The sequence below is a fragment of the Desulfoconvexum algidum genome, from assembly GCF_055382125.1.
The window spans coordinates 1,397,033-1,419,397 of sequence record NZ_AP042394.1 but is presented as its reverse complement, the minus strand read 5'-3'; the positions used below and the strand labels follow the sequence as shown (position 1 = coordinate 1,419,397).

23 protein-coding genes are annotated in these 22,365 nt (G+C 48.9%); 9 read left to right on the top strand and 14 right to left on the bottom strand.

The window, feature by feature from the left end; translation table 11 throughout:
* Window positions 1–9: 9 nt before the first annotated feature.
* Together betA and ACZ45G_RS06430 are read left to right on the top strand one after the other, a co-directional pair.
* Window positions 10–1,668 (top strand): choline dehydrogenase, encoded by a 1,659-nt coding sequence (gene betA / locus ACZ45G_RS06435; RefSeq protein WP_464176184.1) that lies wholly within the window; start codon window positions 10–12, stop codon window positions 1,666–1,668.
* A gap of 70 nt (window positions 1,669–1,738) precedes the next feature.
* The gene (locus ACZ45G_RS06430; RefSeq protein ID WP_464176182.1) at window positions 1,739–2,695 is read left to right on the top strand and encodes an ABC transporter substrate-binding protein; all 957 of its coding nucleotides are present in this window, start codon (window positions 1,739–1,741) and stop codon (window positions 2,693–2,695) included.
* Window positions 2,696–2,785: 90 nt separating this feature from the next.
* Here ACZ45G_RS06430 and ACZ45G_RS06425 read toward each other — a convergent pair whose 3' ends face one another.
* Both ACZ45G_RS06425 and ACZ45G_RS06420 read right to left on the bottom strand, forming a co-directional pair.
* On the bottom strand, window positions 2,786–3,871 hold the full coding sequence (locus ACZ45G_RS06425) for an FUSC family protein (protein ID WP_464176180.1): 1,086 nt from the start codon (window positions 3,869–3,871) through the stop codon (window positions 2,786–2,788).
* Window positions 3,871–4,953, bottom strand: a complete 1,083-nt coding sequence (locus ACZ45G_RS06420) for an aromatic acid exporter family protein (protein ID WP_464176178.1) — start codon at window positions 4,951–4,953, stop codon at window positions 3,871–3,873. The genes ACZ45G_RS06425 and ACZ45G_RS06420 overlap by 1 nt, the downstream gene beginning before the upstream one ends.
* Before the next feature lie 292 nt (window positions 4,954–5,245).
* On the opposite strand from ACZ45G_RS06420, the gene ACZ45G_RS06415 reads away from it, so the two are divergent.
* The 5 genes from ACZ45G_RS06415 to ACZ45G_RS06395 all read left to right on the top strand — a co-directional run bounded on the left by ACZ45G_RS06415 (window position 5,246) and on the right by ACZ45G_RS06395 (window position 9,922).
* Window positions 5,246–5,881: a corrinoid protein gene (locus tag ACZ45G_RS06415; RefSeq protein WP_464176176.1), complete on the top strand. Its 636-nt coding sequence runs from the start codon at window positions 5,246–5,248 to the stop codon at window positions 5,879–5,881.
* Window positions 5,878–6,969, top strand: coding sequence for a uroporphyrinogen decarboxylase family protein (locus tag ACZ45G_RS06410; RefSeq protein WP_464176173.1), 1,092 nt, complete (start codon window positions 5,878–5,880; stop codon window positions 6,967–6,969). Before ACZ45G_RS06415 ends, ACZ45G_RS06410 begins: the two co-directional genes overlap by 4 nt.
* A gap of 34 nt (window positions 6,970–7,003) precedes the next feature.
* Complete coding sequence (locus ACZ45G_RS06405; protein WP_464176170.1) at window positions 7,004–8,317, top strand: spinster family MFS transporter; 1,314 nt, start codon at window positions 7,004–7,006, stop codon at window positions 8,315–8,317.
* A 24-nt stretch (window positions 8,318–8,341) separates the two neighbouring features.
* Entirely contained in the window at window positions 8,342–9,142 is an 801-nt protein-coding gene (locus tag ACZ45G_RS06400) for a dihydropteroate synthase (RefSeq protein ID WP_464176168.1), read from the top strand.
* 150 nt (window positions 9,143–9,292) lie between these two features.
* Window positions 9,293–9,922: a TetR/AcrR family transcriptional regulator gene (locus ACZ45G_RS06395; protein ID WP_464176166.1), complete on the top strand. Its 630-nt coding sequence runs from the start codon at window positions 9,293–9,295 to the stop codon at window positions 9,920–9,922.
* A 3-nt stretch (window positions 9,923–9,925) separates the two neighbouring features.
* Here the strand turns inward: ACZ45G_RS06395 and pstB are convergent, their stop codons facing one another.
* The 9 genes from pstB to ACZ45G_RS06350 form a co-directional block, all read right to left on the bottom strand.
* Complete coding sequence (gene pstB, locus ACZ45G_RS06390) at window positions 9,926–10,747, bottom strand: phosphate ABC transporter ATP-binding protein PstB (RefSeq protein WP_464179885.1); 822 nt, start codon at window positions 10,745–10,747, stop codon at window positions 9,926–9,928.
* Window positions 10,748–10,903: 156 nt separating this feature from the next.
* Window positions 10,904–11,971, bottom strand: a complete 1,068-nt coding sequence (locus tag ACZ45G_RS06385; RefSeq protein WP_464176164.1) for a PstS family phosphate ABC transporter substrate-binding protein — start codon at window positions 11,969–11,971, stop codon at window positions 10,904–10,906.
* A 52-nt stretch (window positions 11,972–12,023) separates the two neighbouring features.
* Complete coding sequence (gene pstA, locus ACZ45G_RS06380; RefSeq protein ID WP_464176162.1) at window positions 12,024–13,388, bottom strand: phosphate ABC transporter permease PstA; 1,365 nt, start codon at window positions 13,386–13,388, stop codon at window positions 12,024–12,026.
* On the bottom strand, window positions 13,381–14,829 hold the full coding sequence (gene pstC, locus ACZ45G_RS06375; protein WP_464176159.1) for a phosphate ABC transporter permease subunit PstC: 1,449 nt from the start codon (window positions 14,827–14,829) through the stop codon (window positions 13,381–13,383). The genes pstA and pstC overlap by 8 nt, the downstream gene beginning before the upstream one ends.
* Before the next feature lie 169 nt (window positions 14,830–14,998).
* Window positions 14,999–15,589, bottom strand: a complete 591-nt coding sequence (locus ACZ45G_RS06370; RefSeq protein ID WP_464176157.1) for a Tgt2/MlaC family protein — start codon at window positions 15,587–15,589, stop codon at window positions 14,999–15,001.
* Between the two features lie 49 nt (window positions 15,590–15,638).
* Window positions 15,639–15,992: an STAS domain-containing protein gene (locus ACZ45G_RS06365; RefSeq protein WP_464176155.1), complete on the bottom strand. Its 354-nt coding sequence runs from the start codon at window positions 15,990–15,992 to the stop codon at window positions 15,639–15,641.
* 8 nt (window positions 15,993–16,000) lie between these two features.
* Window positions 16,001–16,438: an outer membrane lipid asymmetry maintenance protein MlaD gene (mlaD, locus tag ACZ45G_RS06360; protein ID WP_464176153.1), complete on the bottom strand. Its 438-nt coding sequence runs from the start codon at window positions 16,436–16,438 to the stop codon at window positions 16,001–16,003.
* 17 nt (window positions 16,439–16,455) lie between these two features.
* Window positions 16,456–17,229: an MlaE family lipid ABC transporter permease subunit gene (locus tag ACZ45G_RS06355; RefSeq protein ID WP_464176151.1), complete on the bottom strand. Its 774-nt coding sequence runs from the start codon at window positions 17,227–17,229 to the stop codon at window positions 16,456–16,458.
* Between the two features lie 24 nt (window positions 17,230–17,253).
* Window positions 17,254–18,039 carry an ABC transporter ATP-binding protein gene (locus ACZ45G_RS06350; protein WP_464176148.1) on the bottom strand — a complete coding sequence of 262 codons (786 nt, stop codon included), beginning with the start codon at window positions 18,037–18,039 and terminating at the stop codon, window positions 17,254–17,256.
* A gap of 190 nt (window positions 18,040–18,229) precedes the next feature.
* On the opposite strand from ACZ45G_RS06350, the gene ACZ45G_RS06345 reads away from it, so the two are divergent.
* Window positions 18,230–18,649 (top strand): ATP-binding protein, encoded by a 420-nt coding sequence (locus tag ACZ45G_RS06345; protein WP_464176146.1) that lies wholly within the window; start codon window positions 18,230–18,232, stop codon window positions 18,647–18,649.
* A 190-nt stretch (window positions 18,650–18,839) separates the two neighbouring features.
* Here the strand turns inward: ACZ45G_RS06345 and ACZ45G_RS06340 are convergent, their stop codons facing one another.
* Together ACZ45G_RS06340 and ybaK are read right to left on the bottom strand one after the other, a co-directional pair.
* Window positions 18,840–19,394, bottom strand: coding sequence for a hypothetical protein (locus ACZ45G_RS06340; protein ID WP_464176143.1), 555 nt, complete (start codon window positions 19,392–19,394; stop codon window positions 18,840–18,842).
* Between the two features lie 285 nt (window positions 19,395–19,679).
* Complete coding sequence (ybaK, locus tag ACZ45G_RS06335; protein WP_464176141.1) at window positions 19,680–20,150, bottom strand: Cys-tRNA(Pro) deacylase; 471 nt, start codon at window positions 20,148–20,150, stop codon at window positions 19,680–19,682.
* 159 nt (window positions 20,151–20,309) lie between these two features.
* Here ybaK and rnhA point away from each other — a divergent pair, with 159 nt between their 5' ends.
* Window positions 20,310–20,996: a ribonuclease HI gene (gene rnhA / locus ACZ45G_RS06330; protein ID WP_464179883.1), complete on the top strand. Its 687-nt coding sequence runs from the start codon at window positions 20,310–20,312 to the stop codon at window positions 20,994–20,996.
* Window positions 20,997–21,096: 100 nt separating this feature from the next.
* On the opposite strand, the gene ACZ45G_RS06325 is transcribed toward rnhA, so the two are convergent.
* Window positions 21,097–22,275, bottom strand: a complete 1,179-nt coding sequence (locus ACZ45G_RS06325) for an acetyl-CoA C-acetyltransferase (protein ID WP_464176137.1) — start codon at window positions 22,273–22,275, stop codon at window positions 21,097–21,099.
* Window positions 22,276–22,365: the final 90 nt, after the last annotated feature.

The window sequence follows — 22,365 nt, the reverse complement described above, 5'->3', positions numbered from 1 at the left end:
ACAAGATCTATGAAACAAGAACAATATGACTATATTATCGTGGGCGGCGGCTCAGCCGGCTGCGCCATGGCCAACCGCCTGAGTGCGGATCCGAGCAATAAAGTTTTAATGCTGGACGCCGGACGTCCAGACTATATATGGGATTTGTTTATTCACATGCCAGCAGGCCTTACGGTTCCCCTGGGCAACAAATGGTACGACTGGTGCTATGAGTCAGAACCTGAACCCCACATGAACAACCGACGGGTTTTTCACGGCAGGGGAAAGGTACTTGGGGGATCTTCCAGCATCAACGGCATGATTTATATCCGGGGCAACCCTTTGGATTATGAGAAATGGGCAAGTGACAAGGGAATGGAACAATGGGACTATGCCCATTGTCTTCCCTACTTTAAAAAGGCTGAAAACAGAATTGCGCCGAAGGATGAACACCATGGCAGCAAGGGGCCGCTGCATCTTGAAATCGGGCCGTGCACCAACCCGCTGTTCCAGGCGTTTTTTAAGGCGACACAGGAGGCTGGCTATCCCCGGACCGAAGATGTAAACGGTTACCAGCAGGAGGGATTTGCTCCCTTTGATCGAAATGTAAAAAACGGAAAACGCTGGAGTGCGGCAAGGGCCTATTACCACCCGGTCAAGCGCCGCAAAAACCTGACCTTGATCATGGGGGCCCTGGCCACCCAGATACTTTTTGAGGGCAAGCGGGCCATTGGTGTCACCTATGCCCGGGGGAAACGAGGTTCTCACACCGTACACGGCAAGCATATCGTCTGCTGCGGCGGTGCCATCAACACCCCCCAGCTGCTGCAGCTTTCCGGGGTGGGGGATGCAGGGCTTCTGTCATCACTGGACATCCCCGTGGTCCATGATTTGCCAGGGGTAGGTCAAAACATGCAGGATCACCTGGAGGTTTACGTTCAGTACGGATGCAAACAACCTGTATCCATGGCCCCTGCCATGAAATGGTACAACAAACCCTATATCGGATGCCAATGGCTGTTCCAGAAAAAAGGGCCCGCAGCCACCAATCACTTTGAGGCTGGTGGATTTGTCCGAAGCAACCCGGATGTGGCCTATCCCAACATTCAGTTCCACTTTCTGCCCCTGGCTGTACGGTATGACGGATCTTCTCCCAATACCGATCACGGCTACCAGGTTCACATCGGCCCCATGTACTCCGATACCAGGGGCCAGGTAAAGATCAAGTCCAAGGATCCCTTCCAGCATCCGGCCCTGCACTTTAACTATTTGTCAACGGAACAGGACAAACGAGAGTGGGTGGAGGCCATCCGTCTGGCCCGGAATATCATGAACCAGCCCGCCTTTGATGCGTTTAACAAAGGGGAAATCTCCCCGGGTCCGGCTGTTGAAACCGACCAGGAGATCATGGACTGGGTGGCAAAGGACGGGGAAACCGCCCTGCACCCCTCATGCACCTGTAAGATGGGAACAGATGAAACCGCTGTGGTGGATCCGAATACCATGAAGGTACACGGCACTGAAGGGTTGTATGTGGTGGATGCATCTGTGATGCCCTATATCACCAACGGCAATATTTACTCGCCGGTGATGATGATTGCTGAAAAGGCGGCAGACTTGATTTTGGGAAATACCCCCCTGGCCCCGGAAGATGTGCCATACCACCGCCACAAAATCAGACAAGCATAACATAAGCCCCGGCCTGGGTGGGCAGATACCGCACCCAGGCCTTTCATAAACCTGTTGAGAAGGAGAGTCTATGTTACACAAAACAAGGTCAATGATTATCACGATAGCCATGGCAGTTTGTTTGATCGCAGGCACAGCATTTGCCGGCAATGCCCCTAGTATCAAAATCGGCAGTGTCGGCTGGACCGGTGTCACCATTAAGACAGAAATCGCCGTGGCCATACTGAACAGCCTGGGCTATGAGGCTGAAAACCTCACCATGTCCGTCCCCATCACCTATATGGCGTTGTCCAAAGGGGATGTCGATTTTTTCCTGGGCAACTGGATGCCATCCATGGCCAATATTGCAGGCAAGCATTTCAAAGAGGGGTCTGTTATCCAGTATACGAAGAACATGACCGGTGCCAAGTATACCCTGGCCGTACCCAGCTATTGTATTGATATGGGCCTTAAGGATTTCAAAGATATCGTGAAATTCGGGGATCAACTTGAGTGGAAAATTTACGGGATCGAAGCCGGCAACGACGGAAACATGATCATTCAGAATATGATCGATCGAGACATGTTCGGCCTTGGCAAATTCAAGCTGGTTGCTTCCAGCGAAATGGCAATGCTGGCCCAGGCCAGCTCCTTTAGCAAACGAAACAAACCCATCGTATTCCTGGGATGGGCACCCCACAGCATGAACGAGCGGATTGACATGTCATACCTGACCGGCAGTACTTCAGAGACCTTTGGCAGCGACAATGGCACGGCCACGGTCTGGACCAACACCCGGAAAGGATTTGAAAAAGACATGCCCAATGTGGCGGTTTTCCTTAAAAATTTCACCTTCCCTGTTTCCATGGTCAACCAGATCATGGTGACCCTCTATGCTCAAAAAGGATTGTCTCCCAGCGAGGCCGGCCTGGCGTGGCTCAAACAGCACCCAGACACCTACCGTGGCTGGCTTAATAATGTCACCACAGTGGACGGTAAACCAGGGGTAACCGCCTTTGAAGCAGCCCTTGGCAATATCAAGCCCTAACCCATTTTATCCCTGGAATATCGCATTTGGCCGGCAGTTTTCATTGTCTTATGAAAACTGCCGGCCCTAATCCAAGCAATTAAGATCTGCTCACCGGGCTTTTCTTAATGTATGAATGCTGTTTCTTGCCCTTTCCAGCTCCGTTCCAAGCCGGTTTATCTGCCGAATGAAGGCCGAAGAGTTGTTCCGGCTGTCAAGGGAGAACCGCTCAAATTCCCCCTGGGAGCGCATCTCACCTAAAAAAACCATAAATTTGCTAAATTCGACATTAAAATTTTGTACCTTCTGTGCCGCGTCTTCTGTTCTTGCACACTCTTCCAGTTCTGAAAACTTCGAATCAACACTCTCCATCAGCGCCTCAAATTCAGGACGGATACGGCCGTGGAATACCCCTTTGGATTTGCTTACAATGGAAGCCAGGGCTGTCAGGGTGCGGTGAATCCTTGTAAAAATATCCACAAGGTTCACCAGCTCCTGACGCTGGCCGGATCTCAATCCCGGTTCTATGGACGCATCTGTAAACTTTTCAGTACAGGACTCCAGCAGGGTAAGGGCTTTGATCCTCCCTACCAGCAGGGTTGAAGCTTCCGGAGTATCACTGAAATAGGTCCTGCGCAGCTGACCAAAATGCCGGCGCTGGGCAGCAATCAGAGCCCCCATTTCCTGACGCAGATTTTTCCGGGCAAAGTTGGGCCAGATCAAAAAAGAGGCAATAAGACCGATGGATATGCCCAAAACGGTATCCAGCATCCGTTCCGCCCCGCCCTGCCAGGTATGTGAAAAAACTGTTCCCAGAATCAACACCAGATCTGCTGTCAGGATGGCCGTGAAAATTAGATAGTTTTGTCCCTTAAAATAAAAGATGAAAAAAAACAATAACAGCACGATGGCGGCGATGGCTGGGACAGGCAGGTGAAACCACGCCAGAATGACCCCGACCCCGGCACCGATAGTAGTCCCCACCAGCCGCTTCCAGCTAATATGGAGGGTCCCGCCCAAGGAGGGGCGCATGACCACCATCACGCTGATGGGAACCCATACAGAATGACTAAGATTCAAAACCTGTGTCACGGCAATGGCCACGGTAATGGCAATGGCAGCGCGCAGCGCGTGTCTGAAAACCGGAGATGAGAGTCTGAATTCACCGAAAAAAACAGATCTTTTTTTTGAGGACATCAGGACCTCCCCAGCCGGAACCGTTCATCTGCCAGCACCATCATATCCTTCAATCCATGCACAACATTCTTAAGCTCGTATACGGCACCCCAGGCGTCCAAAAATTTATCCCGGACCTCATCTCCCCGCCTGTAGGCCCCCATATCCAGCAGCGCCTCTTGAATCCGCTCAATGTCAACAAATATCTTGTCTAAATCCGGCCTGTCGTACTGACCTGCCTTTATCCTGGAAAACGCTTCAAATCCAATGGAGACCTCGGCTGCCGTATCATGGAAAAGGTCACGAACAGCCTCAAACTCAGGATGATTGTCCGAAAAATGAATATTGTTGAACAGCCCCACAATGGATTCAAAGAGCCGGATAAGGGCAAAATAAAAAAGGCCGGGGCCGCCTTTGGCGGCGCTGCCTTTAAGGGGATCGATATTGAAACTTTCCATAAACGAGCGGTAGCGGCGGATAGAAGTCATGGCCTCTTTGCTTAAATAACCCAATGTCTCATCGGTTACCCTGGGATTTTTAATCCGGATGCACAGACTGTCAAAAAAAAGGCCCATATCTTCAACCGCCAGTTTTGCCGAGGACAGCAGCGCTCGTTCCGGATCAAAGGGCCACAGGTAAAAATTGACCAGAAAGGAGATCCCCCCCCCGGACAGCAGGCATGCCGACCGTAAAACTGCCTGGGCAGGATCTGTCGGTGAAGAAATCGAAATCAAAGAGACGACCAGACTTCCGATCCCCAGGGTGGAAGCGGATACTCCCATGGAAGACACAAAAAAACAAATAAAGGATAAAATAAAAATAAAACCAAGGCTCAGCCAGGCATGATTCCCTGCGATAGCAGCGGCAGAAACGAACAAAGACGCCAGAGCCAGGAGAATCAGTGCATAGATCTTACGCCGACCAAGCGTGCTTCCCGTACGAAACAAAACCGTACAGACCGCCCCCGCCATCCACCAGAAAAGGTATTCTCCTTCAATCCCCACCGCAAGGGCCGCAAGCAATGCTGCAAGACAGCAGATCCCAGCCTTACCGGCATACCTGGCAATGAAAAAGCCAGGATCTGTCGGGCGTATGTGCTTCACAAATATTTTGTTTAAAAATCTGGGCATGGACATTTACTCGGTTGTCGAGGATTCAGGGCAAAGGGAGACACAATCACCCGGTGGATTCCGTCATCGGTCAGAACCTTTTTGAGGTACCAGGAATTGTCACCCAGGTCAACACCCTTTTGCCAACCTCCCGGAACCGGCAGTCATTAACAACCCAGTCCGCTGCAATCAGTTTTGAAAAAAAAAGTTGACATCCCTATAATCATTAAATAGTGTTCATTAAGTTAGTGGTATTAACATAACTTTTATGCAATGGGAAAAAATCATGATACTCGATCAAATATCAAAAACACTGGAAAAAGGGGATCCCAAACAGATGGCAGAACTCATTGGCCAGGCATTCGATCTGGGTGTGTCGCCAAAAACCGTTCTCAACAAAGGGTTGATTGTGGGCATGGACAGGGTCGGACAAAAATTTCAGGCCGGTGAAATCTATATTCCCCACATGTTATTGGCGGCCAGGGCCATGCACGCGGCCCTGGATATTCTAAAACCATTATTGGTGGAAAGCGGAAATGCCCCGGCCGGACGGGTGGTGCTGGGGACGGTTCAGGGAGATCACCATGACATTGGGAAAAACCTGGTATCCACCATGCTGGAGGGCAAGGGGTTTGAGGTCATTGATGTGGGTATAGACGCCCTACCGGAAAAGTTTGTGGATGCCGTGGATGACACCGTACAGATTGTGGCCATGAGCGCCCTTTTATCGACAACAGCACCCTTTATGGAAAAAACCATTGAGGCCCTGGATAAAGCAGGGGTTCGAAAAAAGTTAAAGATCATGGTGGGGGGGGGTGCTGTCAGCCAGGGGTTCAGTGATCAAATTGGTGCGGACGCCTATGGCGGTGATGCTGCCACGGCCGCCCTGCTTGCAATGAAGTTGGTAGGAAAGGAGGCATGATGAATGGAAAAAAGAGAATTCTCACAGCCCTGGGTCCTGGTCAGGCCGACCGGGTGCCCCTGTATATCCACGGAATTAATGAGGCGCCCATTATTGGTATTGGTGAGAAGATTACAGATGGTCTGCCCCAGGTAAAAGATTTTCGAAAAATGACAGACACTGAAAAATTCAAGGTGTTGGACACCCTTTTCCTGATTCATGAATCCTTTGAAGTCGACGGGTTTTCCGCCTTTGAAATCGGCCATGAAATTGCTGTGGATGATCAGCATGTCCAGGATGAATTTGGGGTGAAATATGTGCTGTCTGATTTCGGCCTGCCCGTAGCCATGGGTCATCCCATTAAAGAGACATCGGATCTGAGCCGCTATGAACCACCGGTTCCGGACCCCGGACATTTGCTGCTCCTGGATCTTGCCCGGGATCGGTTCAAGGGAGAAAAGGCACTTTTCTGGCTCATGCGGGGAAGCTTTGTTCGTTGCTGGCGGCTGATGGGGATGGAAAATATGATGCTCAAAATGTTTGATGACCCGAAATTTGTCCATGCTGTGGCAGCCATGGTTCTGGACTACAACCTGGCTCAGCTGGATCTGCTGGTGAAATCAGGCCTTGACGTATTGGTGATTGAGGATGATATCGCCGACAAAAATTTTCCCCTCATCGCCCCGGACCAGTTTCAAGAATTTGTCAACCGCTACAACCGCATCCTTGTTGAGACGGCCCATGCAAAGGGACTCAAGGTGGTTCGGCACAGCGACGGAAATCTCTGCCCCCTGATGGACATGCTTCTGGACACTGGCTATGACGGGTTGAATCCCCTGGAGCCCCAGGCGGGAATGGCTTTGGACAAGGTAAAGGAATACTGCGGTGACCGAATCTGCCTGCTGGGCAATATCGATTGTGTCGATCTTTTGCCCAACGGGACTGTCCAACAGGTGGATGCCGCAGTTAAAAAGGCAATCCAGGATGCTGGCCATGGAGGCGGACTGATTATCTGCTCGTCTAATTCCCTTCATCCCGGGGTTGCACCGGATAATTGTATTGCCATGTTTGAGGCCACCCGCAAGTATGGCCGATACGACACCCCCTAACAGGATTCACCCCTTAATATGACGTGAGGACATAATGAAAAATATTTCAGCCGTAGCCCCACTGCCATCCGCCTCCTACCGCCGCTATCTGTTTTCCCTTTTGTTTTTGTTGTATCTGTTCGATTACATGGACCGGATGGTCATCGTTTCCCTGTTTCCCTACCTGAAAGCAGATTATGGAATCACCGATACCCAGTGCGGATTGCTTGTTTCTGCGGTCTATTGGTCCATACTTATTTTCTCATTTCCCGTGTCCATATTGGTGGACCGGTGGAGCCGTAAAAAAAGTATTGGACTGATGGCTGTCCTGTGGAGCCTGGCAACCCTGGCCTGTGCCTTTACCCGGAATTTCACCCAATTGTTTGCAGCCAGGACAGCCATTGGCATCGGTGAGGCAGGCTATGCCCCGGGCGGGACCGCCATGATTTCAACCATTTTTCCCAAAGAGCAGCGGGCCAGAGTTCTCGGGCTATGGAACGCCTCCATTCCCCTGGGGTCTGCCCTGGGCATCGGCCTGGGAGGCCTGGTGGCAGAACACTTTGGCTGGCGCTATGCCCTGGGGCTTGTGGCCCTGCCCGGGATGGTCATTGCCCTGCTGTTTTTCACAGTAAAAGACTATAAAACCATTACCCTGGTAAAAACCGTGGTCCAAAGCAAGGGACAGGTGCAGGTAAAAATGCAGTTTTCCGACATGGCCCGGCAGTTTACCCACAATCCCACCCTGCTCTTTAACAATCTTGCCTTTGCTGCCAATGTCTTTGTCACCACCTCTTTGCTGACATGGCTGCCAACCTATTTTCATAGGTTTGAAGGGCTGACCATGAGCCATGCCGGAATCAAAGGCGGATCTGTGATGCTGCTGGCCATAATCGGGGCCCCCCTGGGCGGCTATCTGGCGGACCTCTGGATGAAAAAACGTCAAAATGCCCGGATGGTCTTTCCAGCAATCTCATCGGCAATGACAGCCCTTCTGCTGTTCATTGCCTTTGGATTTTTCAGGGGCCAGGTCCAATACATGATCCTGCTGGGTGCGGGTGTCTGTGCCGTGGCATTTGTTCCTGCGGCAGTTGCTGTGACCCAGGATGTGGTCCACCCGGGGATGCGGGCCATTTCCCTGAGTATCAATGTGATCATCCAGCACCTTCTGGGCAGCTCCCTGGGACCACTTTTCATTGGCGTATTGTCCGATGATTTTGGACTGGAAAAGGCCATGGTCTTCCTTCCGGCCTTCGCCCTGCTGGGCAGTTTGCTTTTTTTAATTGGCGCCCGATTTTATGCAAAAGATCTGGCCGCAGTGGAACAGACAATTGTTGAAACCGGCATAACAGAACCTGCCCCCAAACGTTAACCCCAAAAAGTTAAGGATACCCCCATGCCCTTTACCATTATCGGAGAATTGCTCAACACCAGCCGTCCGGGAATTCAAAAGGCGGTTGCCCAAAGGGATGCGAATACCATCCAGCAACTGGTGAAGTCCCAGGAAGAAAAAGGGGCCGCGTATATTGATATCAACACAGGCGCCGGGATACAAACGGAAATCCAGGATATGCAATGGCTCATCCGTACAGTACAGGCCGTGGCAAGTGTTCCCCTGTGCATTGACAGCCCAGATCCCCATGTACTGGAATCCGCCTGGGACATACTGGATAAGCCCCCCATGATCAACTCCATTTCCCTGGAAAAAAACCGTTTCCCACAGATGCTTGATCTACTAAAGGGCCGTGACTGTCAGGTGGTGGCCCTTTGTATGGATGACACGGGCATGCCCAAAACCTCGGCCCAGGTGTGCCATCGGGCACACGCCCTGGTCAGTGGACTGGCAGGCATCCTGGATCCTGATGCCATATGGATTGATCCTCTGGTGGGGCCGGTGAGCACCCATACGGGAAACGGCCTTATGGCCCTGGAAGCAGTGGCAGCCATAAAAAAGGAAATCCCCGGCATTAAAACGGTGTGCGGCCTGTCAAACATCTCTTTTGGCCTTCCCAGCCGCCGTATCATCAACCGAAATTTCCTGACCCTGATGATAAACCAGGGTCTTGACGGGGCCATTATGGACCCCCTGGACCAGGATTTGACAGCGGCCATTAAAACCACCCAGATGCTTCTGGGTCAGGATGATTACTGCATGGGCTTCATGGACCATTGTGCGGCAAATCCCATACATTCATGACCAAAGCGGTCTTTGTCCTCTTAAAACAATTGCAGGGGTTGATTCCAATTGGCCCGGGGTATAAAAGAAAAACCGTTGGGTCAACCTGCCGCTATTGTTGTCAGCAGGAACCCTGCACCATGGCTCAGGATTGATTCAAAAGGATATCCGATGGGAATACAAGAACGTAAAGAACGGGAAAAAACAAACCGCAAAGCCCAGATTCTTGGGGCTGCACGTGCACTTTTGTTCAGCAAGGGACTTGCCGGGACATCTGTTAACGGTATTGCCGCCCGGGTTGAGTTAAGCGTGGCTGCCATTTACCGGTATTATAAAAATAAGGATGAGATTATTTTTGATCTTGCCGAGGAAGGGCTTCACCTGCTGGAAAAGGATATCACCCTGGCAGCAGATGCAGCCCAAGACCCGGAGCAGAAGCTGGATGCAATTGCCATGGCCTATCGAAATTTCAGCATTGTCCAGAAAGATTATTTTACCGTTATCAATCACTTTTTGGCCTCTCCTGAAACAGTGCTCCCAGATCATCTAAAGCATCGAATTGACCGCTATGGCGAAAACATCCTGATGCAGGTGGTTTCTGCCATTGAACACGGCTGCAAAAGCCATCGGTTGATTTGTGAGGATCCCCGTGGTTTCAGCCTCATGTTCTGGGGGAGCATCAACGGGATCATCCAGCTCCAGAAAATTGAACACACTATCTTTTCCGGCAAGAACCATGACACCCTGTATCAGCATACAGTGGACACCCTGATAAACAGCATCCGGATCAGCCCCGGATAAAAATTATCCGAACCGGCCGGTAATATAATCTTCCGTCAGCTGATGCAACGGGTTGAGAAAAATCTGATCCGTGGGCCCCACTTCTATAAGATCACCTAGGTGAAAATAGCCGGTTCGCTGGGATACCCGGGATGCCTGCTGCATGGAGTGGGTTACAATGGCAATGGAATAATCTTGTTTTAATTCATCGATCAGATCTTCGATAATGGCGGTTGCAATGGGGTCCAGTGCGGAACAGGGCTCATCCATTAAAATCACCTCCGGATTCACGGCAATGGTTCTGGCGATGCACAACCGCTGCTGCTGACCACCGGACAATCCTGTTCCGGGCTGGTCCAACCGATCTTTTACCTCTTTCCAAAGGCCTGCCCGGCGAAGGGATTGTTCCACCAGTTCATCGGTCTCGTCCCGATTCTGGACAAGGCCGTGTATTTTCGGACCATAGGCAATATTATCATAGATAGACTTGGGAAAGGGATTGGGTTTTTGAAATACCATGCCCACCTGGGCCCTCAGGGGCACCACATCCACATCCTTGTCATAAATATTTTTATTATCAATGGTGATCTGGCCTTTTACCCGGCATCCATCAATGGTGTCATTCATACGGTTCAGACACCGCAAAAAAGTGGATTTCCCGCAACCGGACGGGCCGATCAGGGCGATCACTTCATTGCGGCCAATATCCAGACTGATATTGTTAATGGCTTTTTTGTCACCACCGTTATAATAGACATCCACATTCCGGCAGCTCATCCGGGGATTTTCCACCCGAAACTCTCCAACGGTGGATCTTTCTTTTCTGGGTACCAATTGTTTTCTCATCTTCTTTAAGGGCACGGGTGCCGCCCCATTGCCTCCCTTATCAATATCCGTTTGCATTTTTTTTGCGTTTAACGATTGTATTGGGTCACTATCACTGGTTTAACGACCAAAACAGACCCAGGCCGGACAGACTTATCTGCCCGGCCTGGGCACTTTTTATAAGTCGGACAAAGACATTGGTTTCAGATTTTTAACCGCTTCATGGAACAATTTTCTTTCAGCCTCGGGCATGGGAATCAATCCCTTGTCCGTCAGATAGCCTTCATCTCCCCATGCCCTATCACTTGTAAACTCAGCAAGAAACGCTTGCATGCCGGGGATGGTATTCACATGGGCTTTTTTTACATAAAAGAACAGTGGTCTGGAAACAGGATAACTTCCGTCTGCAATGGCCTCAAATTTGGGCTGAACCCCGTCCACAAAAGACCCCTGGAGCTTGTCGCCATTCTGGTCAAGAAAAGAGAAGCCAAAGATACCCAGGGCATTCGGGTTGGCAGAAAGTTTTTGTACAATCAGGTTGTCATTTTCACCGGCCTCAATATAGGCACCATCTTCACGAATGGTATGGCAAATGGCTTTATAGGCATTTTTGTCCGTTTTTTTAAGGGCCTTGATCCAGGCAATTTTTTTGGCGCCGCCTTCCATGGCCAGTTCCACAAAGGCATCTCGTGTTCCGGAAGTGGGAGGGGGCCCCAATACCTCAATCTTGATATCAGGAAGGGTTGAATTCACCTCTTTCCATGTTTTATAGGGGTTGGGAACAAGTTTACCCGCCACATTTGCCGACGGAACATCCTTGGCAAGGGCCAGGAAAAGATCTTTCCGGGTCAATTTAAAGGAGGGGGCGCTCTTGGAATTGGCAATGACGATGCCGTCATACCCTATTTTCACTTCAACAATCTCTTTGACCCCGTTTTTCATGGCTTTTTCAAACTCAGATTTTTTGATACGACGGGAAGAATTGGTGATATCCGGGAATTGTACCCCAACCCCTGCACCAAACAATTTGTGTCCGCCACCGGACCCGGTGGATTCGATTTTCGGGGTTTTAAAAGAGGTGGACTTTCCAAACCGCTCTGCCACAACCGTTGCAAAGGGATACACCGTGGAAGATCCGACAATGGAGATATAATCCCTTGAAGAACTGGCAAACCCATTTCCAAGGCCCAACCCTAAGACCCAACAAAATACCAGGGCGAACACTGCAATACACACTTTTTTCATTTTAATACTCCTAAACATTATAATGTATTTAACAAACCAAAACCAAAACTGATTACCATCTTCTTTCAAATTTCTTTCTCAAAACAACGGCCAAACCGTTCATGGCCACAAGGAAGCACAAAAGCACCATGATGGCAGCAGAGGTCTTTTCGAGAAAAGCTCTCTCCGGGCTATCTGCCCATAAAAATATCTGCACCGGCAATACAGTTGCAGGGTCGGTGAATCCTGTCGGAATATCCACGATGAACGCCACCATGCCGATCATCAGTAAAGGCGCTGTCTCCCCCAGGGCCTGGGCCATGCCGATAATGGTACCGGTGAGCATTCCGGGCATGGCCAGGGGCAACACATGGTGGGCCACCATCTGGGTTTTGGATGCCCCGATCCCCAAGGCCGCCTCCCGGATGGAGGGGGGAACGGACTTTAAGGATGCACGGCTTGCAATGATAATGGTGGGCAGGGTCATCAGGGTCAATACCAACCCGCCCACAAGGGGAGCGGATCTAGGCAGACCGAAAAAATTGAGAAACAAGGCAAGTCCCAGCAGCCCGAAAACAATGGAAGGGACGGCTGCCAGGTTGTTAATGTTCACCTCAACCACATCGGTCCAGCGGTTGGTGGGGGCAAATTCCTCCAGATAGACCGCTGTAGCAATCCCGATGGGAAAGGAGAGACAAAGCGTCACAAGAAGGGTATATAGTGATCCGCAGGTGGCCCCCCAAATCCCTGCCAGTTCGGGCTCCCGGGAATCTCCTCCCGTGAAAAACCTGGTATTGAACTCTTGTTTAATCCGGGACTGACCCAAAAGGTCATCCACCCAACCGATCTGGGTATCATTCATGCGCCGTTCAATTTCAGGAACGTCCCGGGAGATATGACCTTTCATAAGCATGTCCACATCATCATCCGCCGGCACCCAGATCTGGATGGTATTGCCAATTTCATGGCGGTTCTTTTGTACAAAATCTTGCAGATCAAAGGCGGCACCGGTACTGACAAGACCGTACAATTTGCGTTTGTCTGCCCGGCTCTTTATCTGGGGAAAATCTGCTGTGAGTGATTTCTTCACAAGCCCCATGTAATTGGCAGCGCCCAAGTCTTCCTTATCAATTTTCAAAGGGTCCAAAAAGACCTCCAGCTGGATAAAGGTCTGCTTGAATGCCGTATACCCGTTGGCAAAGATACTGATGAAAAGAACCCCCAGGAATGCCAGACTCAAAAGGATGGCCGAAAGACCAAGGCGTTTGAACCGCCTTTCCGAGCGATAGCGTCGGGCAAGCCCCTTGTTGACAATGTCCATGGTCCGGGCCTGGGTTCCCCTTGCCTTGGACGGGCCAGGGGTTGGGACAGCGGTTGGGACAGTCGCTATGCCAGTGGGCAAATTGAAAGAGGTTGGCTCTGTGGTTATATTATTCATATTGCTCCCTGTATTTTCGCACCACCACCAGGGCTATCACATTGAGAACCAGGGTGACCAGAAACAGCATCAACCCAAGGGCAAATGCGGCCAGGGTCTTGGGACTGTCAAACTCCTGGTCCCCCACCAAAAGGGTCACAATCTGAACGGTTACCGTGGTAACGGTTTTTAAAGGATTCACGGTTAAATTTGCGGACAAACCCGCTGCCATGACCACGATCATGGTCTCTCCAATGGCCCGGGATACGGCCAGCAGCACACTTCCCACAATACCGGGCAAGGCTGCCGGCAGCACCACCTGAAGAATAGTTTCCGAATGGGTGGACCCAAGGGCCAGGGCTCCGTCCCGCAAAGACTGGGGGACAGCATTTATCACATCATCGGAAAGAGACGATACAAAGGGAATGATCATAATCCCCATGACAAGACCTGCGGCAAGCGCACTTTCCGAAGAAACCTCCATGCCGACGCCGCTACCAGCATTCCGGATCATGGGCGCCACAACCAGGGCAGCAAAAAATCCATAGACTACCGTGGGAATACCGGCCAGAATCTCCAGCAAGGGTTTTGCCACGGCCCGAAAGCGTTTATCCGCATATTCACATAAATATATGGCGGACATGAGTCCCACGGGCACGGACACACACATGGCAATGGCCGATATCAAAAGGGTCCCCATGAAGACAGGGATAACACCAAAGGCGCCGGATGCCCCAACCTGGTCTGCCCGGATGGCCATCTGGGGGCTCCACTTCAGCCCCAGTAAAAACTCGTGCAGGGGAATGATCTTAAAGAACCGGATGGCTTCGTAGATAACCGACAGAACAATGCCCATGGTGGTAAAAATCGCCAGGGTGGAACAGGCAATCAGGATATATTTTACAAAGGTCTCCACATGGTTTCTTGCCCGAAGTGCGGGTTTTATCCGCCGCTGAATCCAGAGAACCGCCCCGATGCAGAGGACCAGTACGATAACGGCCAGGGCGGCATGGCTTATGGCCATAAGGTTCCGGTATTGATCCGCTGCGGCCTGGATGGAAGGGCTGATGGTCCCGCCGACAATATTTCCCTCCACCAGATTTTTAATATCATTAACCAGCAGGTTCAGCCTGTTTGGAGAAAGGCTTTGCTCCTCTGGCAGGCCTGCCACCACCACATCAATGATGATGCTTGACTCAAAGGCCAACCAGAAGGAATAGACCACAAGAGCCGGTACTGCACACCACAAGGCGGACAGGGCCCCATAATAGGTGGGCCTGGAATGAAGGGTGCTGGCCCCCCCGCTGTTTTTCACCACCGACACGGCACGCCGACGACCCAGGTAATACCCGGCAGTGGTCAGCATTAAAAGAACCAGCAGCAGATTGGAAGGCGACATTCTTTCCCTCAATTTTAAAAAGATACCTGTTAATTCCCCCCCTATCTGAATAATTTTATCCAAATTACATCCAAATTACATAATAAGGGGTCACTTCGGGAACAAAGATACGCTTCTTTTATTAGGAATGTTTTAACAACGTGTTAGGGAATGATTAGGGATGCGTTTAGCATATAGCCGATTGGCAGGATATTATGGTAAATCTTTGTGGGAAGGTAGAGACTGACAGGTTTTATTTCTTTTTCAATTTATCCATCAGCTCTTCAAAGGAACCTTTTTCCAACATCTGACGGAACTGGGAGCGATAATTGCCGATGAGGCTGACCCCTTCTATGACAACATCATACACCCGCCATTGATCATTTCCCTTTGTAAACATTCGATAATTGAGGGGGATTTCAATGGTTTCGGTAATAATTTTTGTGTCTATCTGGGCCTTTTTTTTTCGTATCCGTTCGTTTAGAAAGACAACTCGTTCATCTGTATACCCTTCCATTTTGCTGATATAGGTATCTTTAAGCAATTGACCGAACAAGACCACAAACTCGGATTTCTCAGCGGCGCTTCTTTCTTTCCAGTGCATGGCAAGACTGAGTTGTGACATTTTTTTAAAATCAAACCGGTCTTCCACTATTTTTTCCAAGGTCACCCGGCGGTTTTCCTTTTGGGAATCTGCTTTTAATTGCGGGTTTCTCAAGACAGACAGGATCTCGTAAATGGACTGTTTCAGCTGTTCCTGGGCAGGAGAAGCCGCCACAACACCACCAGCGCTAAACATAAAAATCGCCATCAGGGTCAACACTATTTTTTCAACATATCTCATATCAAAAAGCCTTCCTATAGATTACAGGATCTATAAATTATCAGATTTTTTAAACACCCTGCCTGGAAATCCAGTCAAGAGCCTCCTGGATATTCTCCTTAATGGTAAACACATTGTCCAGTTTGGTCAGGGACAGGGCATTAAAGACGGTCTTGCCAAGGCCGCTCAATACGAATTTCCGTTTTTCCTTTTTACTCCATTGCAGTCCTTCCACCAGGGTGGCAATACCGGAACTGTCCATAAAAGAAACCAGGGAAAGATCCACCACAATCGCGTCTACCTTTTTTTTAAAAAAAGGCAAAAGAGTGTCCCGCAAATTGGGAGAGGTATACATGTCGATTTCGCCTTCAACATTAACGAGGGCAACCTTGTCTCGTTCACAATAGTTTATTTTAAATCCCATGGGCTTCTTTATTTCTCAAAAATATATTTACTGATTAACTCTTCCAGGCTGATGGCAGATTCCGTGTCCATTAAGGAATCGGTATCTTCCAACAAATCTTCTGATCCCCCTGGCGACAACTTGACAAATTTATCTCCGATCATTCCCTTGGTACGAATGGAGGCAATGGTATCGTCGGAAATCTTTGTTCCTTTTGTTATTTCCATTTTTACCAGCGCCTTGTTTTCCTCCAGGGTAATCTGTTTAACCTTGCCCACAGGGACCCCGGCAATTTCGACGCTGGCACCCGGCTCCAGCCCCTCAATGGATCCAAAAACGGCATCAATGGTGTAGGCATTTGACCCGAACAATTCAACCGAGCCCAGATTTACGGACAAATAGACCAGACACACCATGCCCAAAATCATAAAAATACCCACTGAAATTTCTGTTTTTTTCCCATACATAATGATCAGTTTAAATCCTATAGTAATAAAGATGTCAAGATATAATCCACAATAAGTATTGAAAGGGATGTCAGTACCACCGCGTTGGTCGTGGCAGTGCTCACCCCTTCGGTGGTGGGATCCGCCATAAACCCCATGAAAGAGGAAATCCAGGCGATCAAAAGTCCGAAACTCAAGGATTTCAATATCCCGCCGTAGATATCGGTAAAGGTAACCGACGCGACCATCTTGCCAAAGTACGCCCCTTCATTAACCCCAAGAAGCTTGACACCAACAAAATACCCCCCCATGATCCCCACCAAATCAAAAACAGCGGTCAAAAGGGGCACAGAAATAATACCCGCAAGAATTTTTGGGCTGATCACATATTTTACAGGATCTATGGCCATCATTTCAAGGGCAGGAAACTGGTCCGTTATTTTCATGATGCCTATCTGGGCTGTAATGGCAGAACCCGCCCTCCCTGTCACCATGAGAGCACAGAGAACAGGACCCAGTTCCCGGATGATGGAAAGGGCCACAGCAGACCCCAACAATGCTTCCGCCCCGAACTGGGTAAGGGTGTGATACCCCTGGAGGCCCAGCACCATTCCCGTAAAAAGACCTGTCACCGATACGATTAACAAAGATTTTGATCCGATAAACTCAATTTCCTTAATCAGCCGTCCTATCCTGAAGGGAGGAAGAAACGCCTGGTAAACGGCAACTAACAAAAAGACACCGCTTCTCCCCAGCGCCTGGATTCGGTTAAGTGTAGCGCGCCCTATGGTGGCTGGCATATCAAAACTCACGGTTCATTCCCAATCCATTAAAATCTAGTCCATTAAAAGTTCGTCCACATAGTTTTTATCGGTCCGGGTAAAGGGAATGGGTCCTTCCGGTTCCCCATTGATAAATTGCTTTACCCGTAAATCTTCAGAATTTCTTATTTCATCAACACTTCCTTCGGCAATGATATCTCCGTAAAAAAGAATAATAATCTTATCCGCAATCCTGAAACAAGATTCTATGTTATGGGAAACTACCACAGAGGTGATCTTTAGTTTTGTGTTCAGGTCCTTGATAAGTTTATCAATCACCCCGGTTGAAATAGGATCAAGGCCTGAAGTGGGTTCATCATAAAAAATAATTTTAGGATCCATGACAATGGCCCGGGCAAGCCCTACCCGCTTCATCATCCCGCCGGAAAGCTGGGCGGGCATTAAATCTTCTGTTCCCCTCAATCCCACCATCTCAAGCTTCATGGTAACAATGGTCTTGATTACATTTTCCGCAAGCTTTGTATGCTCCCGCAGAGGGAACGCAATGTTTTCAAAAATATTCAGATAGTTAAACAGGGCAGACCCCTGGAACAGCATCCCCATTTTTCTTCTTTTTTCGTATAGCCGCTTTTTATTGGCAGCGGTCAGGTCCAAGCCGTCAAAATGGACGGAACCGCTGTCAGGGCGTTCAAGTCCTGTGAGCTGGCGTAAAAGTGTACTTTTACCAGATCCGCTCCCCCCCAGAATGACCGTAATTTTCTCTTCATCAAACCGGCAGTTCAGGCTGTTTAATGCCACAATATTACCATATTTTTTAACGAGATTTTCAACCCTAATCATATGGACTCTATATCACTTAAAAGTTTTTAATCGACGCCCATAGATACCCTATGGGCGTCTGGCCTGTCAATAATAATAACCGTTGATAATAAGCCGTGATAAACCCCTCGGCACAAGCAATGGTTTCCACGGCAATGATTGACAAACCTGGCCAGGCTTTATATAAATTTTATTAAAAGGAAATATTTATATGGCATCAGACGACATAAAATTGAGCATTCTCTCCCATCCCCGATACCTGCAACTAGTGAGGGGGGTGATGGAAAGAATCGCTGAAATCATTGGTTTTTCAGAAGATGAGGCAGGCCACATCACCCTGGCGGTTGACGAAGCCTGTTCCAATATCATCAAGTACAGTTATATGAATGATCCGGGAAAAAAAATCGATATTTCCATTAAACCCCATGAAAAAAAAATAGAGATTCATATCACAGACTATGGAAAGCGATGTGATATCAGCCAGATGCAATCCAGGGATATCAATGATATCAGACCCGGCGGCCTAGGCGTCTATATCATAAACAAAGTTATGGATTCAGTGGAATATGATTTTGGTTCTCCCAGGAAAAATCAAATCAGGATGGTTAAGCGCAGGGGGAAATCAGAATAGGAACCCATCATCCACGCTTTTAAAACCAGACTCTTTTTCTTCACTCACCCTATCAGCCGAAAGCGGCTGCTATTTTCTCATTAAATCTCAGGTCCTAAAATTTATTCCAGCAGGCCGGAAATCAAGACCCGTCTCCTTATATTAATTCTGGGAGGCTCGCCCCCCCCCCGTCAATTTGCCCACATAATGTTTATTTTTTGCCCAGGGCCGAATCGACCACCCCATAGGAAAAAGGTTCGGATATTTTTTTTGCACCGGCTGAAAGTGGTTTATCCAAGGGTTTATGGCCGGACCCGGTGAAAACGATAACCGCTTCAGAAGAAAATTGAATCTGATAGTTTGGCCGGATACCCTTTCCAGTGGTACCAAAGCAGACAGTTGCGCCGGTATCTTTGGCCATATTGACCAATAGTTTTTTTAGGAATGCAGGAGAAAGTTGTCCCACCCGTTCTTCATCCCATACAATCCCGGTGGGTTCTTTTTTTGCGCCTCTGACAGATGGCTTTTTCGCAGGTTTAAGCTTGTCAATCCGCATTGACAATCCATTAATTTTCACACTCAAATTTTTCACAGACCGTTCCTGGATTTCACCCTCTGCCAAAGGATTTAGCGTTTCCCACTTGGCATATGCCTCTTCGTATATTTCCGTTGAGGCTTCCTTGGATTTTTCTTCAATTAAATTATCAACACTTTTGCACAGCCGGTTTATTGCCTGCCTGGATTCTCTGAATTTGTTGGGTTCCATCTGTTCTCCTTCTCATAAAAAATTATTCGTACTTAAACCACCTAGCAGGTAAGATGTTTATCCAATCCCAGACAAACCACAAACAACGCTGACAGACATCTGTCAACGGCTAACTATATGATCAAAGATACTTAATATATAAACAAGCTCTGGCATGTCCCAGGATAAACTCCCCATTTTAAAACATATACCCTCCAGACCTGATACTACAGAATACACTGACTAGACTCAAAATTCAAGGATTTGTCAAAATGAAACCCAAGGTTTATTATAAATAATATTGCTTTATTGTTTGGATATCCCATAAAAGAGTGCCTGGGTCAGGCTGGCAAGATCCTTTGGAAAAATGGAAATCTGCAGTCCCCGGCGGCCGGCACTAACAAAAACACGATCAAGGTCCAATGCCGATGCATCAATGATGGTTGGCAATTGTTTTTTTTGTCCCAGGGGACTCATCCCCCCTGTAATATAGCCGGTGGACCGTTCCGCCTGGTGTTTGTCTGCCATTGCCGCCTTTTTTGCCCCCAGGGCTTTGGCAATGGCTTTCAGGTCCAGCTTCCCTGATACCGGCACCACCCCAACGGCCAGCCCTCTATTGTTCGTTAAAACAACCAGGGTTTTAAACAGGTGACCCGGAGCAATCCCCAACTTTTGGGCAGCCTCTTGTCCGTATGCCAGGATGCCGGGGTCATGGTCATATTCATGGAGGCCAAAGGGTATTTTGTTTTTTTTCACCTGTTGAATGGCTGGCGTCATTTTAAATTTTCCTGATAGATTGTTTAAACAATAAAATATTTACCATAGGGACCGCAAATTTTTATTTTTTTCCCCAAGGGGATACCATAAATCCAGCATAAAAAAAATACCCTCCCCGGGGTATTTACAGGTTCAAGATTCCAGTCTATATTCTTGTCCATGAAATACTATGCCGTCGCCCAGGGACGCAAAACAGGAATATTCACCACCTGGACCGAGACAGAACAACAGGTCAGGGGATTTGCCAATGCAATTTTTAAAAGTTTTAAGACCCGGCAGGAAGCAGACCTTTTTCTTAAAAACCCGTCCTTTTCGCCCGGATCAAATAAAAAAGGATCCGATAAACCCCAAAAGGTATATCCTAGTGAAGCGGACTACCCAAAGGGCACCATTGTGGTTTATACCGATGGTGGCGCCATTGGCAATCCAGGCCCCGGTGGATATGGGGTCGTGATAAAAAACACAAAAGAACTCTCCGGCGGGTATAATCTAACCACCAACAACCGTATGGAACTCAAGGCTGTGATGGTCGCCATGGAAGCCCTGAAAGGAGAAAAAAATCCTATTGTCCTGCACTCGGACTCAAAATATGTCGTTAACGGTCTCACCAAGGGCTGGGCCCGAAACTGGAAAAAAAGAAACTGGGTCAAATCCGATGGCAAACCGGCCATGAATGCAGACATATGGGAGCTTCTTCTGGATCTTCAGGCCGGACTTGACATCACCTTCAAATGGGTAAAAGGCCATGCTGGCGACCCCTTGAATGAGCGATGCGATGAACTGGCAACCAAGGCCGCCAGAAAAAAAAACATGCCCGATGATACAGGCTATCTAAAAGGCATCTGAACAAAATCAAAACGAGCGCACCTGATTAATTAAAAGTGCGCTCGTTTTGATATATCTCAAATTTCAGAGAGCAGGTTGTGTCGCCCCCTTTTTTTTATTCTTATTTTTTCCGTTCAACAATCAAGGCCATACCCTGACCGCCGCCGATACACAGGGTGGCCAGTCCGTATCTCAAATCCCTGGCCGCAAGCTCATACAAAAGTTTTGTCACAATAGCACCGCCACTGGCTGAAACCGGGTGACCCAGGGCAATGGCACCCCCATTCACATTGACCTTGTTGATGTCCATGGAAAGCTCACGCATGCAGGCAATGGCCTGGGAAGCAAAGGCCTCATTTAATTCAATCAGATCCATATCATCAATGGTGAGTCCTGCTTTTTCCAGGGCCATTCGGGTAGCCGGGATGGGACCAATCCCCATGTAGGCTGGGTCCACGCCCACCGAAGCATAGGAGACAATGGATGCCATGGGTTTAATGCCAAGTGTTTCGGCCTTGTCCTTTGACATGACCACCATGGCACATGCCGCGTCGTTCATTCCGCTGGCATTGCCGGCAGTCACCGACCCCCCCTTTTTAAAAGGGGGTTTGAGTCGTTGAAGCGCTTCAATGGTGGTGCCGAATCTGGGGTGTTCATCCGTGTCAAATATTTTGGGGTCCCCTTTTCTCTGGGGAATTTCCACGGGAACAATCTGCTCTTTGAACCTGCCCTCCTTAATAGCCTGCTCGGCCAGGTTCTGGCTTCTCAGCCCAAAGGCATCTTGATCTTCCCGGGAAACATTGTATTTTTCTGCCACATTTTCAGCAGTTTCCCCCATGGTATTGCCGCTTAGGGGGTCAAACAGAATCAGCTGATCCATGAGCTGACCATGGCCCAGACGATATCCCCACCTGGCTTTTTTCAACATAAAGGTGGCATTGCTCATGCTTTCCATGCCCCCGGTCACAATAATATCGGCATCACCGGATTTTATGACCTGGGCAGCCAGGGTAATGGCCTTGATACTGCCGGCACAGGCCTTGCTGATGGTAAACTGGGGTTTTTCCTCTGGGATGCCTGCCTTCACCGCCACAACCCTGGCAGAATTAATGGGAAGATCTCCGGTCCTGTAGCCTGATGCATAAATCACTTCATCAATCTGATCTCCGGTCAACCCGGCCCGTTTAATGCATTCGCGTATGGGAATGGGACCGAAATCGATATCGCTTAATGGGGAAAGAGCCCCTCCAAAACCACCGATTGCCGTTCTGCATGCACTGACGATAACAACTTCTTTCATCTGCCCTCCTGGAAGATTTGGATATTTAAATTCAATCTCGAATATAGCTTCATTATAGCTGTAATATAAAAGATCCCTGGTGTCAACACA

Excerpts from the sequence above, each read along its gene's own strand:
- betA (WP_464176184.1), top strand. The coding sequence starts at position 10 with ATGAAACAAGAACAATATGACTATATTATCGTGGGCGGCGGCTCAGCC.
- ACZ45G_RS06430 (WP_464176182.1), top strand. The coding sequence starts at position 1,739 with ATGTTACACAAAACAAGGTCAATGATTATCACGATAGCCATGGCAGTT.
- ACZ45G_RS06425 (WP_464176180.1), bottom strand. The coding sequence starts at position 3,871 with ATGTCCTCAAAAAAAAGATCTGTTTTTTTCGGTGAATTCAGACTCTCA.
- ACZ45G_RS06415 (WP_464176176.1), top strand. The coding sequence starts at position 5,246 with ATGATACTCGATCAAATATCAAAAACACTGGAAAAAGGGGATCCCAAA.
- ACZ45G_RS06410 (WP_464176173.1), top strand. The coding sequence starts at position 5,878 with ATGATGAATGGAAAAAAGAGAATTCTCACAGCCCTGGGTCCTGGTCAG.
- ACZ45G_RS06405 (WP_464176170.1), top strand. The coding sequence starts at position 7,004 with ATGAAAAATATTTCAGCCGTAGCCCCACTGCCATCCGCCTCCTACCGC.
- ACZ45G_RS06400 (WP_464176168.1), top strand. The coding sequence starts at position 8,342 with ATGCCCTTTACCATTATCGGAGAATTGCTCAACACCAGCCGTCCGGGA.
- ACZ45G_RS06395 (WP_464176166.1), top strand. The coding sequence starts at position 9,293 with ATGGGAATACAAGAACGTAAAGAACGGGAAAAAACAAACCGCAAAGCC.
- pstB (WP_464179885.1), bottom strand. The coding sequence starts at position 10,747 with ATGAGAAAACAATTGGTACCCAGAAAAGAAAGATCCACCGTTGGAGAG.
- ACZ45G_RS06385 (WP_464176164.1), bottom strand. The coding sequence starts at position 11,971 with ATGAAAAAAGTGTGTATTGCAGTGTTCGCCCTGGTATTTTGTTGGGTC.
- pstA (WP_464176162.1), bottom strand. The coding sequence starts at position 13,388 with ATGAATAATATAACCACAGAGCCAACCTCTTTCAATTTGCCCACTGGC.
- ACZ45G_RS06370 (WP_464176157.1), bottom strand. The coding sequence starts at position 15,589 with ATGAGATATGTTGAAAAAATAGTGTTGACCCTGATGGCGATTTTTATG.
- ACZ45G_RS06365 (WP_464176155.1), bottom strand. The coding sequence starts at position 15,992 with ATGGGATTTAAAATAAACTATTGTGAACGAGACAAGGTTGCCCTCGTT.
- mlaD (WP_464176153.1), bottom strand. The coding sequence starts at position 16,438 with ATGTATGGGAAAAAAACAGAAATTTCAGTGGGTATTTTTATGATTTTG.
- ACZ45G_RS06350 (WP_464176148.1), bottom strand. The coding sequence starts at position 18,039 with ATGATTAGGGTTGAAAATCTCGTTAAAAAATATGGTAATATTGTGGCA.
- ACZ45G_RS06345 (WP_464176146.1), top strand. The coding sequence starts at position 18,230 with ATGGCATCAGACGACATAAAATTGAGCATTCTCTCCCATCCCCGATAC.
- ACZ45G_RS06340 (WP_464176143.1), bottom strand. The coding sequence starts at position 19,394 with ATGGAACCCAACAAATTCAGAGAATCCAGGCAGGCAATAAACCGGCTG.
- ybaK (WP_464176141.1), bottom strand. The coding sequence starts at position 20,150 with ATGACGCCAGCCATTCAACAGGTGAAAAAAAACAAAATACCCTTTGGC.
- rnhA (WP_464179883.1), top strand. The coding sequence starts at position 20,310 with ATGAAATACTATGCCGTCGCCCAGGGACGCAAAACAGGAATATTCACC.
- ACZ45G_RS06325 (WP_464176137.1), bottom strand. The coding sequence starts at position 22,275 with ATGAAAGAAGTTGTTATCGTCAGTGCATGCAGAACGGCAATCGGTGGT.